Source organism: Blastomonas sp. (assembly GCF_041747255.1).
In the GTDB taxonomy this organism is placed as follows: domain Bacteria; phylum Pseudomonadota; class Alphaproteobacteria; order Sphingomonadales; family Sphingomonadaceae; genus Blastomonas.
This window is the reverse complement of the sequence record NZ_JBGTFM010000353.1, coordinates 1-2,693: the sequence shown is the minus strand read 5'-3', so window position 1 is coordinate 2,693 and position 2,693 is coordinate 1. Positions and strand designations below refer to the sequence as shown.

Genomic DNA, 2,693 nt, shown 5'->3' with positions numbered 1-2,693 from the left:
CGCCCGGCCGCGCGTCCGCGCGCCGATGCGTTCGACATCGCGCCGCTGGTGCTGGTCAACAACAAGGCATCGAACCGCTTTACGGTGATCGAGGTCAACGCGCGTGATCGCCCCGCGCTGCTCTACCGGCTCGCCTTCGCGCTGTTCGACCAGAAGCTGATCGTGCACAGCGCGCATGTCGCGACCTATGGCGAGCGCGCGGTCGATACCTTTTATGTTACCGACCTGCTGGGCGGGAAGGTAGACAGCAAGGCGCGGTTGAGAACGCTGGAAAAGCGGTTGCTGGCAGCAGCATCAGAAGAGGCTGAGCAAGCAGCGGTCGCTGCCGAATAACCTCGTTCAATCCACTGCAATCGCGCGTTCGCCGACGATCGACAGGCCATAGCCGTCAAGCCCCACCAGACTGTGATGCGAATTGGTGAGCAGTACCATATCGTGCACCCCAAGCTCGGTCAAAATCTGTGCGCCAACGCCATAATCGCGCAGCTCCTCCATATCGGGCACGGCTTCACCCGCCATCTTGCGGATCGCCCGGCTCATGCCATCGGGGGCGTGGCGGTTGAGCAGCACAACCACGCCAGCGCCCTGCTCGCCGATCATCTCCATCGCGCGCGGCAGCAGATTGGCGCGCGGACCCGATTCGCCGAACATGTCAGAGAAATAGTTGGCGACATGCATCCGCACCAAAGTGGGCTTGTCGGGATCGACATGGCCTTTTTGCAGCACCAGCTGCTCATCGCGCGTCGCCTTGTTGTAATAGGTCAGCACTTTCCAGTCGCCGCCCCAGCGGCTGTTGAAACGGGCCTCGGCGCGCTTTTCAACCAGATGGTCATGGCAGCGGCGGTACGCGATGAGATCGCGGATGGTGCCGATCTTGAGGCCATGGACGTGCGCAAACTCGATCAGGTCATCGAGCCGCGCCATGGTGCCATCATCGTTCATGATCTCGCAGATCACACCCGAAGGGTTGAGCCCCGCGAGCCGCGACACATCAACCGCTGCCTCGGTGTGCCCGGCGCGGACCAGCACGCCGCCTTCACGTGCGACCAGCGGGAAGACATGGCCGGGGGTGACAATCTCGTCTGCCCCCTTGCTGGCGTCAATCGCGACAGTGACGGTGCGCGCACGGTCGGCCGCGCTGATCCCGGTGGTGACCCCGGTGCGCGCCTCGATCGAGACGGTGAACGCGGTTTCGTGCCGGGTGCCGTTGTGCCGCGCCATCAGGTTGAGGCCGAGCTGGTCAACGCGTTGCTTTGAGAGCGCCAGGCAGATCAGCCCGCGCCCGTACTTGGCCATGAAGTTGATCGCGTCGGGCGTTGCCATCTGCGCGGGGATGATCAGGTCGCCCTCGTTCTCGCGGTCCTCATCATCGACCAGAATGTACATCCGGCCATTGCGCGCCTCGTTGATGATTTCCTCGGCGCTCGCCATCACACCCGCCGGATCGCGCGACAGATAGCGTTCAAGCTTGCCGAGCGTGTCTGCCGTTGGGTTCCAGTCCGCCTCGCCCAGCTTGCGCAGCGAATTTGCGTGCAACCCGGCCGCGCGCGCCAGCCCGGCACGGCTTTCCTGCCCCGATTCAATAAGGTCCACGATCCGTTCGATCAATTGGGTCGACATGGATTAACACTCCCGCAGATGGTCTCTGTCTGCGGAAATCTCACATCAGCGTGTGATTGTCAATCTGGCGATCACACGCTGATGTTGGAAACCTGCTTCATGCGCATCAGGTAACGCGCCAGCACATCAATCTCCAGATTGACCGGATCGCCCACCTGCAGCGCGCCCAGGCTGGTCACCGATGCGGTGTGCGGAATGATGTTCAGCCCGAAATGCAGCGCGCCATCGGCCTGATCTTCATGGCTGTTGACCGTCAGCGAGACTCCATCGATGGTGATCGAGCCTTTTTCAACAATATATCCGGCAAGCGCCGCGGGGGCGGCAATGGTGAGGCTGGTCGAATCGCCCACCGGTGCGACATCCACAACTCGCCCCACCCCATCGACATGGCCGGTGACGATATGCCCGCCGAGCTCATCGCCGATCTTGAGCGCCCGCTCAAGGTTGAGACGGCCGCCTTGTGTCCAGCGGCCGGGCGCGGTTTTGGCCAGCGTCTCGGCGCTGATATCGACCGCAAACCAGTCATCGCCCTTGCCGGTTACGGTCAGGCACGCGCCCGAGCAGGCAATCGATGCGCCAATGGCGACGCCATCCATCGCATAGCCGCAGCTGATCCGGGCGTTCAGGTCGCCGCGCTGTTCGACGCTGGTGATGGTGCCGATGTCGGTGATGATGCCGGTGAACATGCGTAATCCTGCCTTGCTTTGGACTGCGGGAGCTTATGCCAGATACGCCGCGTCTATGCGCTGGTAGCTTTCCATCCGGTCAATGCCAAGCATCCGCGTGTCGGTCAGCCGCCACCTGCGATGCGCAGCGGCAAGATCGGCCAGCCCGATATCGCCCAGCGCCGCCATGCCCGCACCAAGCAGGTTGGGCGCGCGATAGAGCAGCAGCTGGTCCACCAGCCCGGCGCGCAGAAACGCCGCAGCGGTCTCCGCGCCGCCCTCGACCAAAAGCCAATCGACCCCGGCGAGCGTGGCGATCTCCTCAGGCGCACCGATGCCTGTCCAGCCCTCCGGCGCGAGCTTGTGGCTGAGCACGACACGCTGCGGGCTACGCGATTCAAGTCCGGC

3 protein-coding genes and 1 pseudogene are annotated in these 2,693 nt (G+C 63.4%); 1 reads left to right on the top strand and 3 read right to left on the bottom strand.

What is annotated here, in order from left to right; all coding sequences use genetic code 11:
- Positions 1 to 333 (top strand): annotated as a pseudogene (locus ACEW8G_RS12110) (bifunctional uridylyltransferase/uridylyl-removing protein); the annotation flags it as partial.
- 6 nt (positions 334 to 339) lie between these two features.
- Here ACEW8G_RS12110 and ribB read toward each other — a convergent pair.
- The 3 genes from ribB to ACEW8G_RS12095 all read right to left on the bottom strand — a co-directional run.
- On the bottom strand, positions 340 to 1,620 hold the full coding sequence (gene ribB, locus ACEW8G_RS12105; protein ID WP_373488674.1) for a 3,4-dihydroxy-2-butanone-4-phosphate synthase: 1,281 nt from the start codon (positions 1,618 to 1,620) through the stop codon (positions 340 to 342).
- Between the two features lie 71 nt (positions 1,621 to 1,691).
- Positions 1,692 to 2,306 carry a riboflavin synthase gene (locus tag ACEW8G_RS12100; protein WP_373488673.1) on the bottom strand — a complete coding sequence of 205 codons (615 nt, stop codon included), beginning with the start codon at positions 2,304 to 2,306 and terminating at the stop codon, positions 1,692 to 1,694.
- A 33-nt stretch (positions 2,307 to 2,339) separates the two neighbouring features.
- Positions 2,340 to 2,693 (bottom strand): RibD family protein (locus tag ACEW8G_RS12095; protein WP_373488672.1); only part of this gene is annotated, 354 nt, incomplete at its 5' end.

Excerpts from the sequence above, each read along its gene's own strand:
- ACEW8G_RS12100 (WP_373488673.1), bottom strand. The coding sequence starts at position 2,306 with ATGTTCACCGGCATCATCACCGACATCGGCACCATCACCAGCGTCGAA.
- ribB (WP_373488674.1), bottom strand. The coding sequence starts at position 1,620 with ATGTCGACCCAATTGATCGAACGGATCGTGGACCTTATTGAATCGGGG.